The organism is Micromonospora sp. CPCC 205558, assembly GCF_036902955.1.
Classification (GTDB): domain Bacteria; phylum Actinomycetota; class Actinomycetes; order Mycobacteriales; family Micromonosporaceae; genus Micromonospora.
Genome location: NZ_JBAKHR010000007.1, coordinates 109,769 through 123,146 on the forward strand (window position 1 = coordinate 109,769; position 13,378 = coordinate 123,146).

The following is a 13,378-nucleotide window of genomic DNA, read 5'->3' on the forward strand; positions in this document are numbered from 1 at the left end:
GCCGGGCGGCGGTGGTCCGTCAAGGGGTCGGTGGTCCGTACAGCCCGTCGAGCAGGCGATGCACGAACGCCCGGAACTCGCGCCGTTCCCGAGCGCCGGGCGCGCCAGCGGCCAACGCCACCACATGCCCGTGCGTCGCCCACACCAGGCTCCGCACGGTGATGTGCGGGGTCGGCTCGGCCAGGGCGCCGGCCGCCGCGGCGGCGGTGAGCAGCTCCGCGACCAGCCGGTACAACGGGTCGGCGTAGCGCTGGTCCAGCTCGGCGTGCCGCTGCGGCTCCAGCCAGCGGCGCAGCCACAGCGCGGTGGTCTCGGGGCGATCCTCCAGGAAGTCGACGAAGACGTCGACCAGTTCGTGCAGGGCCCGCCGCGCCGCGTCCGGACCGGCGTCGAGGGCGGTACGGGCCTGTTCGGCGGCCGCGATCAGCACCTCCCGCTCGGCGGCGAACACCCGCGCGAAGCACGCGTCGTAGAGGGCTGCCTTCGTACCCGTGTGGTGCGCGACCGTGGCGACGTCGACCCCGGCGGCGGCGGCGACCTCCCGCAGCCCGACGGCGTCGAAGCCCCGCTCGGCGAAGAGCGCGGTCGCCGCGGTGAGCACCACCTCGCGGGTCGGCCGGGTCTCGTCGCGGCGGGGCCGACCCGGGCGGCGGCGGGGCATGGTCATGGCCGTCATTCTGCCCCTAGAATCCAGCAACCGTTGGATTGCGGAGAGGATGCGGCGATGACCGGGCTGGACCGGCGGCCCGTGGCCGCCACCGACACGACACTGCCCCGCGGCCCGCTGGCGGGCTTCGCCACCGGCTCGCTCGGCATGGGCGTCTGGGTGACAGTGCCCGGCCTGCTGCTGCTCTACTTCCTCACCGACGTGCTGGCCGTCGGGCCGTGGCTGGCCGGCCTGGCGCTGCTGCTGCCGAAGATCGCCGACGTGCTGCTGCACCCCTGGGTGGGGCACCGCGCCGACGTGGAGCAGACCCGACGCGGCGACCGACGTCGCCTGCTGCTGCTCGGCTGCGCCCTGCCGGTCGCGTTCGCCGCGCTCTTCGCCGTGCCCGGCGGCCTGACCGGCGCGCCGGCGGCCGCGTGGGTGGCGGTGTTCTTCATCGCCGGCAACCTGCTCTTCGCCGCCTACCAGGTCCCCTACCTGGCCACCCCGGCCGACCTGCGGATCGGTTATGACGAACGCACCCGGCTGATGGCGTTCCGGATGGTGGTGCTGACCCTGGGCATCCTGGTCGCCGGGCTGCTGGCCCCCCTGCTCACCGGCGGCGACTCCGCGACGCGTGGCGGCTACCAGCGCATGGGTGTGGTCCTCGCCGTGGGGATGCTGGTGGCCATGCTGGTCGGTGTCGCCGGCATCGCCCGGCTGCGCGGCTCCGCGGCGGATCGGACCCCGGCGGGGCACGGCGGGTGGCGGGCGCTGCGCATCGCGTTGCGCGACCGGCAGTTCCGCTGGCTGGTCGCCGCGTACCTGGCGATGTCCACCACCACCCACCTGGTGCTCGCCGGGGTGCCCTACTACGCCGAGTACGAGCTGCGCGCCCCCGGCCTGACCACGGTGCTGGTGGCCGCGTTCGTGGCGCCGGCGCTGCTGGTCACCCCGGCCTGGCTGGTGGTGGCCCGCCGCGTCGGCAAACAGCGGGCGCTGCTCGGCGCGCAGGGCGCGTTCGCGATCGGCTCCCTGGTGTTGGCGGTGGGCCGACCGGCGGGCCTGCCGGTGCTCGTCGCCGCGGTGGCGGTGCTCGGGGTGGCGTTCGCCGGCATGCAACTGTTGCCGTTCTCGATGCTGCCCGACGTGATCCGCGCCGCCACCCACACCGCCGACGGCGACGGCACCCCCACCGGGGCCGGCACCTACACCGGGGTGTGGACGGCCACCGAGGCCACCGGCGCGGCGCTGGGCCCGTACGCGTACGCGCTGTGCCTGACCGTGGGTGGGTTCGTGGCCTCGACGGCCGGTGAGTCGCCGGTGCAGCCCGACGCCGCGCTCGCGGCGGTCCGCTACGGCTTCGGGTTGCTCCCGGCGGTGGCGATGCTCGCGGCGCTGCTGCTGCAACGCCGCTACACCCTGGACGCGACGGCCCGGACGACGAGCTGATTGCCCGGCACTAGACTTCGCCCTCGATGGACGCCCAGCCCAGCACCACCGAGACCCGCCCCTGCGCCCACTGTGGAGCGCCGGTGCCGCAGCGTGTCGGCGCGGGTCGACCGTTTCGCTACTGCCGCGACAACGACGGCGCCTGCCAGCGCGCCTCCCGCAACAGCCGGATGCGCCACCGCAACGCCCCCGGCCTGCCCGGGCAGGTGGCCCGCACCTGGGAGGCGGTGGACCGGCTCGACCAGATCGTCGAGACGTTGACCGAGTCGCTGCACGCCGAGCTGTCCCCGGTGGGTGTGCAGCGCCAGCTCGCCCAGGCCCGCGCGGAGGCCGCCACCGAGATCGCGGCGGCGCAGACCGAACGCGACGACGCCCGCGACGACGCCGAGACCGCCGCGGCCGACGCGGCGCGCGCCCGCGAGCAGGCCCGCGCCGCGCTCGCCGAGGCCGACGACGCCCGCCAGCGCGCCGAACTGGCGCAGCGGCAGGCCACCTCCGCCGACGAGCGGGCACAGCACGCCGAGGCCGCCCGCGACCAGGCGCGCCACGACGCCAGCGCCGCCGAGGCCCTGCGCGCCCAGGCCGAGCGCGACCGCGACCAGTCCCGCGCCGAGGTGCGGGAGCTGCGCACGCAACGCGACGCCGAACGGCAGCGGGTGGCCGATCTCAGCGTGGAACGCGACGCGCTGCGCGCCGACGCCGAGCGGGCCACCCGGGCCGCCGCCGAGGCGAGTGAGCGGGCCGGGCGGTGGCAGGCCGAGGTGCAGGACGTCCGCCGACAGATCGAGCAGTCCCGCGCCGACGCTGCGCGGACCCGCGCCGAGGCCGCCGACGCCGCCCGGGCGCGCGAGCAGGCCGATCGGGCCCGCGACCGCGCCGAGGTCGCCGCCCGGCAGGCCGACGAGGCCCGGCAGGAGGCCGCGGAGCTGGCCGCGCGGCTGCGCGCGGAGCTGGCCGCCCTGGCCGCGCACCGCGACACGCTCACCGCCGAGCTGACGGCGGCCCGGCAGGCCGCGGCGACCGCCGAGGGCCAGGTCACCGCACTGACGGTACGACTCGACGCCGCCGAGACCGACCGGGACCTGGCCCAGCGGCGGGTGGCGCAGCTCGGCGACCAGGTCAGCGACCTGGCGTTGGCACTGGCCCGCCTCGGCGCAGCCACTGACGGCGCCGCCACCTGAGGATCGAGGCGCAACCTCCGGTAGGCTCGAGCGGTTAACCTCCCCGGTGGCCGCGGACACACACCGTGTCGGGACCTGCCCGGGGATCACCTCTCCGGGTGCGTGTCCCGGCCGGTTACCCTTGGTCCCGGCCCACCCGTGGACGCCTCACGCCCTCGGGCGGGAATGGCTCGGCGGGGACGCACCGTTACACCCAGAAGACCAGCACCACGAACGAGGGGAAGTCGATCATGGGCGAGCGTATGCTGCGCGGAAGCCGCCTTGGCGCGGTGAGCTATGAATCCGACCGCAACACGGAGCTCGCGCCGCGTCAGACCCGCGAGTACCTCTGCGCCAAGGGCCACCAGTTCGAGGTGCCGTTCGCCGTCGACGCCGAGGTCCCGACGACCTGGGAATGCAAGTTCGACGGCAGCGTCGCCCGACTCGTCGACGGCAGCGAGCCGGAGCAGAAGAAGGCCAAGCCGCCGCGTACCCACTGGGACATGCTTCTGGAGCGGCGTTCGATCGCCGAGCTGGAGGACATCCTGGAGGAGCGCCTGCAGGAGGTTCGGACCCGCCGCGGCCGCGCCTGAGCCGCACGACGCACCACGACGACGCCCCCGGGGAAACCCCCGGGGGCGTCGTCGTGTCTGGTGGGCGGTGGGTGCCTGGTGTCAGTGCCGACCGGGCTCGACGATCTCGCCCTCGATGGCCCGACCGCCGTCGACCACCACCGGCTGTTGTGGCTGCGGGGTCGGTTGCGGCGCGCCCTGGCGCACCCGCACCGTGCGGGGCCCGAACAGGTCACCGGCGACCATCGACGACACCCGCCGCTCGGTGGCACGTCGCACCCCGGCGCGGGCCAGTCGACGCAGCGGCGGCACCAGCAGCAGCACCCCGACCAGCCCGCTGACCAGGCCGGGCACCGCCAGCAACAGCGCCCCCGCCAACCCCACCAGGCCGTCTGTCACCTGCCCACCCGGGGGCTGCCCGGCAGCCGCGGCAGAGCGGAACCCACGCCAGGCGCGCATCCCTTCACGGCGCAGCAGCACCAACCCCAGCAGGGACGCGGCGAACACCAGCAACAGCGCCGCACCGAACCCCAGCGCCCGTCCCACGCCGACGAACACCGCCAGCTCCAGCACCACCGCCAGCAACAGGGCCAACGGTACGAACCTCAGTCCTCGGCGCATCTCACCTCATCGCCATTCCTGCGGACACCACGGACGTGGTCCGCTCATCCAGCATGACACGACCACGCTCACGGCCACCGGGCCTGACCGGTGGCCGTGCCGTGCAGGCCCCGGCGTACCGACTGACGCCGGTCGCGCACACCCCAGGCGGTGATCCGCCACAGCGCCTCGGCCACGATCTTCGGGCTCATCTTGCTGTCGCCGTGTTCCCGCTCGGCGAAGGTGATCGGCACCTCCACGATCCGCACCCCGGCCCGGTGCGCCAGGCGTGACAGCTCCACCTGGAACGAGTAGCCCTGGGAGGTCACCGACTCCAGGTCGATGGCGTCCAACGCGCTGATCCGGTACACCCGGTAACCGCCGGTGGCGTCCGAGACGGGCATGCCCAACGCCAGGCGCGCGTACAGGTTGCCGCCGCGCGACAGCAGCAGCCGCCGCAGGGGCCAGTTGAGCACCCGCGCGCCGCTGGTCCACCGTGAACCGATCACCACGTCGGCGTCGCGGGCGGCGTCCAACAACGCCGGTAGGTCCTCCGGGGCGTGCGAGCCGTCGGCGTCCATCTCCACGACCGCCTGGTAGCCGCGCTCGCGCGCCCACCCGAACCCGGCCAGGTACGCCGCACCGAGGCCCTGCTTGCCCCGGCGGTGCAGCACCTGCACGTGCGCGTCGCCGTCGGCGAGGGCGTCGGCGATCGCACCGGTGCCGTCGGGGCTGTTGTCGTCGGCGATGAGGATCTGCACCGCCGGTACGGCGCGCCGGACCCGGCCCACGATCGCGGCGATGTTGTCGGCCTCGTTGTAGGTGGGGATCACCACCAGCACCCGGCCCACGCCGGGCACCTCGTCCGGGCGTCGGATCGTATCGGTCGCCTGGATCATGGTTCCTCCGCTCCCGCCGGCGTACCGGCTGTTGCTATCCGGGCATGACCCGCTGCCGCCGGCGCAGCACCGCCGCGCCGACCAGGGCCGCCGCGGCCAGCGCGGCGAGCGCCACCTCAGGCCACCAGCCGAGGCGGGTGGCGAGGGTGCGTCCGTCGTCGAGGCGCATCTGCCGCACCACGACCTCCCGGGTGTTGAACCCGGTGGCATCGCTTACCCGCCCGTCGGGTGCGACGAACCCGGACACGCCGACCGTGGAGGCCATCAACGCCGGCCGTCCGTGCTCCACCGCCCGCAGCCGCACCATGGACAGCTGCTGGCGGGCCTCCGCCACGTTGAACGTGGCGTTGTTGGTCTGCACCACCAGCAGTTGTGCGCCGCCGGTGACGGTGTCGCGGACCACCTCGTCGTAGGCGACCTCGAAGCAGATCACGTCACCGAGCACGGCGGGGCCGGCGCGTACCACGCCCGGGGTGCTTCCGGGCACGAAGTCGGTGCGGATCAGGTCGACCTGCTTGCTGACCATCCGCGCCACGTCGCGCAACGGCACGTACTCGGCGAACGGCACCGGGTGGCGTTTCGTGTACAGCTGGTCGAGGTCCGCGCCGGTGCCGGGGCGCCACAGGATGCCCGCGTTGCGGACCTGCCCGGCGTCGGGGCCCAGCAGCACCGCGCCGACCAGGATCGGCGCGCCGATGGCGTCGGCGGCCTGGGAGATCCGCGCACCGGCGGTGGGGTTGCGCAGCGGGTCGATGTCGCTGGAGTTCTCCGGCCACACCACCAGGTCGGGTCGCTTCTGCTGCCCGGCGGTGACCCGCGCGGCCAACTCGATGGTGGCGTCGACGTGGTTGTTGAGCACCGCCTGTCGTTGGGCGTTGAAGTCCAGGCCCAGCCGCGGCACGTTGCCCTGCACGATCGCCACGGTGACGTCCGCGCCGGACCCGGCGGTGGCGACGGGCACGAGCAGCGCCCCGGCGGTCAGCGCGACAGCCACGACGGCCGGTGCGAGCACCGGGGTCCACCGCCGCGCGGGCGCGGTGGCCGTCGCGCCGCCTGCGGGGTCGGCGGGCGGCGCGGTGGTGGCTGGCCCCGTGGTGGTGTCGGTGCCGGTGGGGTTGGTGGGGCGCAGGGTGACCCAGCCGCGCCAGGCGGCGGTGACCAGCAGCCCGCCGACGAGCGCCACCGCGAACGTCACCAGCGGCGCGCCACCCAGCGCGGCGAGGCGCAGCAGCGGGGACTCGTCCTGGCTGAACGCCAACCTCCCCCACGGGAACCCGCCGAACGGGGTGCGGTCGCGCAGCGCCTCCTGCCCGACCCAGAGCAGCCCGGTCACCGCCGGCCACGCCCAACGGTTGCGGTCGGCCAGCGGCGACGCCCAGGCGGTGGCCGCGCCCAGCAGCGCCAGGTAGCCGGCCTGCAGCAGCGACAGCAGCACCCACGGCAGGTAACCGGTGTGCAGGTTCGTCCAGGCCAGCAGCGGGGCGAAGAACGCCACCCCGGTCAGGAAGCCCAGCCCGGCGCCGGCCCGCAACCGCCGCCGGTGCGCGGCGGCGGCCAGCAACGCCACCCCGACGGGCGCGAGCGGCCACACCCCGTACGGGGGGAACGCCACCAGCAGGGCCAGCCCGGCGGCCACGGCCAGCGGCGCGGCGACCCGCAGCGGCAACGGCCCACCGGGGCCAACCGGCTGGGGCAGCCCCGTCGGGGCGTGCGTCTCATCCCGGTCCAGCATCGTCACCGCAGCTTCACCTCGATCACCCGGCGAAGGCTACCTGGCTGAGGGTCCCGACGGCCGCGTCGGGCCGTGCTGAGGGGCGCCGTACCACCCCCAGTCGGCGATCTTGCGCATTCTGCGCCGACACAAGGGGCATTCCCACCCACATCAACGACACAAACCGCAAGATCGGCGCGGTCGTGGGGGGGGGGGTATGAAATCGGGGCGCGGCTTGCGCCGCGCCCCGATGCTCCCAGGCCCTTCCCGGCCGGTGTGGCGAGGATGGGGCACGACGACCTTCGGACCGACCGGACGTGGACTGGCTGCCCCCGCCGGGCCGTTGTCTACTGGCCGTGCACCTCACCCTGCCCGTACACCGGTAACCGCGGCCGGTTCGCGCCGCCCCGCCGACCCCCGCCCGCTGGACCTGGCCGCCGCGACTATGACGCTGAAAAATGTCGCTCGGCCAGCGGACGAAGGGACGAAGCGAACAACAGCCGCTTCCCGTGGTAGGACTCAAAGACGGTACGTGCCGACCCCCGTCGGTTGTCAACCCGCACCCGGCCTGTCGTGTGTTGCGACACGGCGTGTCGGGTCGGCGAGTCTCAATGCGTACGCAGATGGTGACGCAGCAGCGCCCCCGCGGCCGCCCGGTGCTCCTCGGCGAGCAGCCCTCCGGCGGCCAGCACGTAGTCCGCGTCGACCACTGTGGCCGCGGCGCGCGGCAGCGCCCACCCGCCGGCATGATCGGCCAGGACCGCCGTCAGCACCTGCCCGGACACGTCCGCCGGCGCGTGCCGCAACACCCCACCGGAGCCCACGAGCAACCGCACGTCGCGCAGGTCCCGCCCGGCCCGCTCACCGGTCGCCGCCCCCCGGGCGTGCCGGCGCAGCGCCACCGTCGCGGCGAGGGTGGCGATGCGCCGGTCCACCGCCCGCTCGACGTCGTCGACGGCCAGCAACGCCGGGTCGGCCGCCCGCCGCGCCGCCGCTGCCGTCAGGTCGTCGGCCTCGTCGGCGGCGAGCAACCGCTCCTCGACGGCGGCGCGCACCACCCCCGGGGCGCTCCACCGCATCCCCAGATCGCCCTCCACGGTGCGGGCCCGCCACAGACTCCCCGCGACCTCCCGGCCCGGCCCAGTGGCCCGCTCGTCGGGCGTGAGCACCGAGTACACGTCGGTGGTGGCCCCACCCACGTCGACCACGGCGAGGTCACCACCGAGGGTGTCGGCGAGCACCTCCACACCGGTGAGCACCGCGTCGGGGGTGGCCGCCCGCACCAGCCGGGCGAACCGGGCGCCCCGCGACAGCCGTTTACCACCGATGACGTGACGCAGGAACACCGCGCGGATCGCCGCCCGCGCCGACGCCGGGGCGAGCACCCCGATGCGCGGCAGGACGTTCTCCGCGCCGGTGACCGGCACCCCGGCGTCGCACAGCAACCCGGTCAGGACGTCGCGTACGTCGGCGTTGCCCGCGTACACGACGGGCCTGCGCCACCGGGCCCGGGCCAGCCGGGTGGCGTTGTGGGTGATCGTGTCGGCGTCACCGCCGTCGGTGCCACCGACGAGCAGCACCACATCCGGTCGGGCCGCCCGCAACGCCGTCAGGTCGGCCGCGCCGAGCCGACCCGCCGCGACGTGCACCACGTGCGCGCCCGCCGACAACCCGACCCGCCGCCCCGCCTGCGCGGTGACCAGCGGCTCGTAGCCGATCACGGCCAACCGCAACCCACCACCGGCCGACGAGCACACGTACCACGGCACGTCACCCACCGGCAGCCCGGCGGTGGCCGCCGCGACCGCGGCGTCCAGGCCGTGCAGCACGTCGGTGCCCACCGTCGTCGGCGCCGACGACGCGCCGACGAGGACACCGGCGGCCAGGTCCACCACCGCCGCCTTCGTGTACGTGGAACCGACGTCCGCGCAGACCACCAGGGTCACAGCGCTCCCCTGTTCACGACTGCCGGGCTCGCGCAACCCCGGCTCACTGCTCGCGACTCACCGTGTCTGTGGTGTTCGCGACTGCGGGGCTCGCAACCCCGGCTCACTCCTCGCGACTCACGCTGGTGGCGGCGGGGACGACCACGGTGCCGGTCGCGGTGACCGCCACGATCGGCGGGTCGAGGACCTCCGCGGCGGACGCGGAACGGTCCGGGCGGCCCCGGCACACCACCGCGCAGCTCAACTCCAGGGTGCGGCTGCGGGTACCCAGCCGCGACACCCGCGCGGTCACCTGCACCACGTCCCCGGCGTGAATGGGCGCGAGGAACCGCACGTCGGCGTACCCGGCGAACAGACCCTCGTCGCCGTCGGTGCGGATGCACACCTCCGTGGCGACGTCGCCGAACAACCCCAGCGCGTACGCCCCGTCGACCAGGTTGCCGGCGTAGTGGGCGTGCGAGTACGGCACATACCGCCGGTGCGTCACCGTCAACCCGAGCCGTGCGTCGGTCATGCCTGCGCCTTCCGTTGCGTGATCAGGGCGTGCACGAGGTAGCTGGCCACCTCGCCGGGCGTGGTGCCCCGACCGAAGATCCGGTCGACGCCCAACTCGTCGGTCATCGTCTCGTCGAACCGAGGACCGCCGACGATCAGCAGCGGCCGCCGCCCCGCCGGCATCGCCTCCCGGAACGCCGCGGACATCTCCCGGGTGTTGTGCAGGTGCGCGTCGCGTTGGGTGACCACCTGCGACACGAGCACCGCGTCGGCCTTTTCCGCCCGGGCGGTCTCCACCAACTCCGGCACGCTGACCTGCGCGCCCATGTTGGTGACCTTCAACTCCCGGTAGTACTCCAGGCCCTTCTCCCCCGCGATGCCCTTCACGTTGAGGATCGCGTCGATGCCGACGGTGTGCGCGTCGGTGCCGATGCAGGCCCCGACCACCGACAGCTTGCGCCGCAACCGCTGCTTGATCACCGTGTTGACGTCCTTCGCCGACAGCAACGCGAAGTCCCGCTCCACCACCTGCACGGCGTTGAGGTCGACCAGGTGGTTCACCCGCCCGTAGACGACGAAGAACGTGAACCCGTCGCCCATCGGCTTGGCGTGCACCACCATCGCCGGGTCGATGCCCATCTTGTTGGCCAACTGCACCGCCGCGCCCTCGGCCCGCTTGTCATGGCTCACCGGCAGGGTGAACGACACCTGCACCATGCCATCACCGGTGGTGTCCCCGTACGGGCGCACGATCTGCTTACCGGTCTGCGCGCTCACGCGGCGGCCTCCAGGATGTCGGTGGCCGGGTTGCAGTAGTCGGCCTCGTGCGCGGCGACCCCGTCGAGGCCCTTGCCCCGGCCCGCGGGCCGCTTCATGATCCCGAAGGTGCCCTCGGCGATCGCCGTCAGCAACGTCTGCTCCCCGATGCGCTCCAACAGGTCCAACGCCTCACCGAGGACCTGATTGGCGCGGCGGCGGATGAACCCGCCCGGCGCCGGCACGAAGTCCTCGTGCAGCCCACCGGCAGCGCCGAGGACGTAGCGCACGTTCTGCAGGGCGATGTCCCGATCCGACAGCCACGGCGTCACCACCGCCTCGGTCATCATCCCCACCAGCAGGATGCCCTGACCGGTCAGCGCGCCGGCCAGGTTGAAGAACCCGTCGAGCAGATTGCCCCGGAACACGTCACCGGTCATGTGCTTCGTCGGCGGCATCCACTTCAACGGCGCGTCGGGGAACAACTCCCGGGCCAGCAACGCGTGCGCCAACTCCAACCGGAACGACTCCGGCACCTCCGGGTTGATCTCGAACGCGTGCCCCAACCCCAACTGCCAGTCCGCCAACCCCGCCTCGTGCGCGAAGAACTCGTTGAGCAACTGCGACACCGTCACCGTGTGCGCCTCGTCGACCGCGTCGGCGGTGGTCAGGTAGTTGTCCTCACCGGTGTTGATGATGATCCCGGCGCGGGCATGCACCTGCCGGGAGAACCGCTGGTCGACGAACGTGCGCACCGGGTTGATGTCGCGGAACAGGATCCCGTACATCGAGTCGTTCAACATCATGTCGAGGCGTTCCAGCCCGGCCAGGGTCGCCATCTCCGGCATGCACAGCCCGGACGCGTAGTTGGTCAACCGCACGTAGCGGCCCACCTCCTTCGACGACTCGTCCAACGCCGCGCGCATCAGCCGGAAGTTCTCCTGGGTGGCGTACGTGCCGGCGAACCCCTCCCGGGTCGCGCCCTCGGGCACGTAGTCCAGCAACGACTGCCCGGTGGAGCGGATCACCGCGATCACGTCCGCGCCCGCCCGCGCGGCGGCCTGCGCCTGCGGGATGTCCTCGTAGATGTCACCGGTCGCCACGATCAGGTAGATCCACGGCCGCTGCTTCGGGTCCCCGTGCCGCGTGATGAGCCGGTCCCGCTCGGCCCGCCGCCGGTCGATGCGCCGAATGCCCGCACCGACCGCCTTGCGCGCCGCCGACCGGGCTGCCGTCGCCGCCCGCCCGCTGGGCTGGGTGAACCGCACCGACCCGGCGGCGGCCTTCTGCGCCAGCAACGTCACGTCGGTGCTGCCCTCACGCACCAGGGCGTCGAACACCGGCACCGCCACCCCGTGACCCAACCCCACGTCCGCGGCGACCGCGTCGACGAGCCGGTTCACCCACGGAATGCCGTCCGGGTCGGCGCCGGTCACCCCGGCCAACCGCAGGACCGCCCGCTCCACCGACACGGTGGTGTGGCTGCGCGCGAGGTCCACCACCGGCTGCCCGGCCCGACGCGCCAACTCCCGCGCCCGCGCCACCAACACCGGATCAAGATCAAGTTTCCCGGTCATGATGACCCTTCCTCATAGATGACCTCACCGCGCAGCACCAGGCGCCGACACACCGGCAGCGGCGTCGGGTCCTCCGGACCCCGCGCCTCCGGGTCCTCGGCCAGCAACACCGGCAGACCCCGCTGCACCCCCGCCGGCGTCGACCACACCGCGAACGTCGCCGGCGCACCCAACGCGAGGACCCCCTCGACATCCAGATGCACCGCCCGCCACCCACCCCGGGTGTGCGCCGCGAACGCCGACCGCACACCCATCCGCTGCGCCGGGTTGTGATGCGCCGCCGCCGCCCGCACCGACCCCCACGGGTCCAGCGGCGTCACCGGCGAATCCGACCCGAACGCCAACGCCACCCCCACCGAGTGCATCGCACCCATCGGGTTCGACTCCAACGACCGGTCCAACCCCAACCGCGCCTCGTACATCCGGCCCGCGCCACCCCACAACCGGTCGAACGCCGGCTGCATGCTCGCCACCACCCCGTACTCCACGAACCGCGCGATCAACGCCTTGCTCATGATCTCCGCGTGTTCGATGCGGTGCCGGGCCGCCCGCAGCCGCTCCACACCCAACGTCTGCGCCGCCGCCGCGAAACCGTCCAGGACCGTGCCGATCGCCGCGTCACCGATGGCATGGAACCCGCCCTGCATGCCGTGCGCCGCACAGTCCAACAAGTGATCGCGCACCTGCTCGACCGTCAGGTACCCGTGCCCGCAACCCTCACCGTCGCCGTACGGCTGCGACACGTGCGCCGTGCGCGACCCCAACGCCCCATCGGCGAACAGGTCCCCACCGGCGCCCACCGCACCCAACTCCCGGGCCCGCGCCGCGCCACCCAACTCACCCCAGTACCCGTACACCTCCGGCAACCCCGCACCGGAGATGCCCAACAGACCGGTGAAGTCCTCCTCGTCGGAAATCTGCGGGCCACCACACTCGTGCACCGCCGCGATCCCCAACGACGCCGCGTGCGCCAACGCCACCCGCTGCGCCGCGACCCGCTGCGCCCTACTCACCGACGCCTGCGCCGCCGCCCGCACCACATGATGCGCGTCGCGCCGCAACCAGCCCGACGCGTCGTACCCGGCCGCCCGTACCACCTGCGGGCACGCCGCCAGCAACGCCGACGACACCAACGCCGAGTGGATCGACGCCTGCGACAGATACACCCGCCGCCCACCGGCCGCCCGGTCCAACGCCACCGCGTCCGGCAACGTCGGATCCGACCAACCCGACTCGTCCCACCCGTGCCCCAGCACCACCGCGTCCGCCGGCAGACCCGCCGCGAACCCCGCCACCGCGTCGAGCAACTGCCCCGCCGAGCGCACCCCGGACAACGCCAGCCCGGACAATGCCAACCCGGTGTCGGTGGCGTGCACATGCGCGTCGACGAACGCCGGCGTCACCAACGCCCCACCCAGGTCCACCACCCGGTCGGCCGACGGCGCGTCACCATCGGTGCCCAACCAGGCAATCCGTCCACCGGACACCAGCAGCGCGGTAGCGCTCGGATCGGCGGGGCAGTGCAGCACGCCGCCGCGATACAACGTCGAGGGGTTCGTCATGA

General features: G+C 73.8%; 12 protein-coding genes. 3 read left to right on the forward strand and 9 right to left on the reverse strand.

What is annotated here, in order from left to right; all coding sequences use genetic code 11:
• Nucleotides 1-19: 19 nt before the first annotated feature.
• Nucleotides 20-667 carry a TetR/AcrR family transcriptional regulator gene (locus tag V6U86_RS10020; protein ID WP_442934912.1) on the reverse strand — a complete coding sequence of 216 codons (648 nt, stop codon included), beginning with the start codon at nt 665-667 and terminating at the stop codon, nt 20-22.
• Between the two features lie 57 nt (nt 668-724).
• On the opposite strand from V6U86_RS10020, the gene V6U86_RS10025 reads away from it, so the two are divergent.
• The 3 genes from V6U86_RS10025 to V6U86_RS10035 all read left to right on the forward strand — a co-directional run bounded on the left by V6U86_RS10025 (nt 725) and on the right by V6U86_RS10035 (nt 3,851).
• Nucleotides 725-2,098, forward strand: a complete 1,374-nt coding sequence (locus V6U86_RS10025) for an MFS transporter (RefSeq protein WP_334501127.1) — start codon at nt 725-727, stop codon at nt 2,096-2,098.
• A 26-nt stretch (nt 2,099-2,124) separates the two neighbouring features.
• Nucleotides 2,125-3,279 (forward strand): hypothetical protein, encoded by a 1,155-nt coding sequence (locus tag V6U86_RS10030; RefSeq protein ID WP_334501129.1) that lies wholly within the window; start codon nt 2,125-2,127, stop codon nt 3,277-3,279.
• 230 nt (nt 3,280-3,509) lie between these two features.
• Complete coding sequence (locus tag V6U86_RS10035) at nt 3,510-3,851, forward strand: RNA polymerase-binding protein RbpA (RefSeq protein WP_030327608.1); 342 nt, start codon at nt 3,510-3,512, stop codon at nt 3,849-3,851.
• Between the two features lie 81 nt (nt 3,852-3,932).
• On the opposite strand, the gene V6U86_RS10040 is transcribed toward V6U86_RS10035, so the two are convergent.
• The 8 genes from V6U86_RS10040 to V6U86_RS10075 form a co-directional block, all read right to left on the reverse strand.
• Nucleotides 3,933-4,451, reverse strand: coding sequence for an FxsA family protein (locus V6U86_RS10040; protein ID WP_334501133.1), 519 nt, complete (start codon nt 4,449-4,451; stop codon nt 3,933-3,935).
• Nucleotides 4,452-4,519: 68 nt separating this feature from the next.
• Nucleotides 4,520-5,329: a polyprenol monophosphomannose synthase gene (locus tag V6U86_RS10045; RefSeq protein WP_334501135.1), complete on the reverse strand. Its 810-nt coding sequence runs from the start codon at nt 5,327-5,329 to the stop codon at nt 4,520-4,522.
• Nucleotides 5,330-5,363: 34 nt separating this feature from the next.
• Nucleotides 5,364-7,067: an apolipoprotein N-acyltransferase gene (lnt, locus tag V6U86_RS10050; protein WP_442934913.1), complete on the reverse strand. Its 1,704-nt coding sequence runs from the start codon at nt 7,065-7,067 to the stop codon at nt 5,364-5,366.
• Between the two features lie 581 nt (nt 7,068-7,648).
• Nucleotides 7,649-8,986, reverse strand: a complete 1,338-nt coding sequence (locus tag V6U86_RS10055; RefSeq protein WP_334501137.1) for a glutamate mutase L — start codon at nt 8,984-8,986, stop codon at nt 7,649-7,651.
• A 103-nt stretch (nt 8,987-9,089) separates the two neighbouring features.
• A complete protein-coding gene (locus V6U86_RS10060) occupies nt 9,090-9,500 on the reverse strand; it encodes a hotdog domain-containing protein (RefSeq protein ID WP_334501140.1) in 411 nt (136 codons plus the stop codon).
• Complete coding sequence (locus tag V6U86_RS10065) at nt 9,497-10,258, reverse strand: OAM dimerization domain-containing protein (protein WP_334501142.1); 762 nt, start codon at nt 10,256-10,258, stop codon at nt 9,497-9,499. Before V6U86_RS10065 ends, V6U86_RS10060 begins: the two co-directional genes overlap by 4 nt.
• Nucleotides 10,255-11,814 (reverse strand): lysine 5,6-aminomutase subunit alpha, encoded by a 1,560-nt coding sequence (locus V6U86_RS10070; protein ID WP_334501144.1) that lies wholly within the window; start codon nt 11,812-11,814, stop codon nt 10,255-10,257. The genes V6U86_RS10065 and V6U86_RS10070 overlap by 4 nt, the downstream gene beginning before the upstream one ends.
• Nucleotides 11,811-13,376, reverse strand: coding sequence for an amidohydrolase (locus tag V6U86_RS10075; RefSeq protein WP_334501146.1), 1,566 nt, complete (start codon nt 13,374-13,376; stop codon nt 11,811-11,813). The genes V6U86_RS10070 and V6U86_RS10075 overlap by 4 nt, the downstream gene beginning before the upstream one ends.
• Between the last annotated feature and the right edge of the window lie 2 nt (nt 13,377-13,378).